The following is a 257-nucleotide window of genomic DNA, read 5'->3' as shown; positions in this document are numbered from 1 at the left end:
CTGCAGTACAAAAAAGATGAGCTGGGGATTCAGGTGAAGTTACAGGAAGCGGTCGAGGCAAAAGTAGACAGCATCCAGGAAAATGAGACACCGGATTCCGCCTCCCTGCAAAAGAAAATCCCTGTGGAACCATTAACCGAGCGTATCATATTGGATCTCGAAAAAGCAGAACTGCTCTCCGGGAGCACCATTCAGTCCATTAACTTTGAAAAAACCGACGGAGCCCTGGCTCCAGATGAAAGTGAAGAGACAGAAGC

At 48.2% G+C, this 257-nt stretch carries 1 protein-coding gene; it reads left to right on the top strand.

Translation table 11 applies throughout. From position 1 onward, the window contains the following. Positions 1-257: hypothetical protein (locus OOT08_RS18920; protein ID WP_325094446.1), on the top strand; the 257-nt coding region annotated here is incomplete at both ends.

It is taken from the genome of Leucobacter sp. M11 (genome assembly GCF_035726885.1).
Taxonomy (GTDB): Bacteria; Actinomycetota; Actinomycetes; order Actinomycetales; family Microbacteriaceae; genus JAPFRB01.
This window is presented reverse-complemented; position numbering and strand designations above follow the sequence as displayed.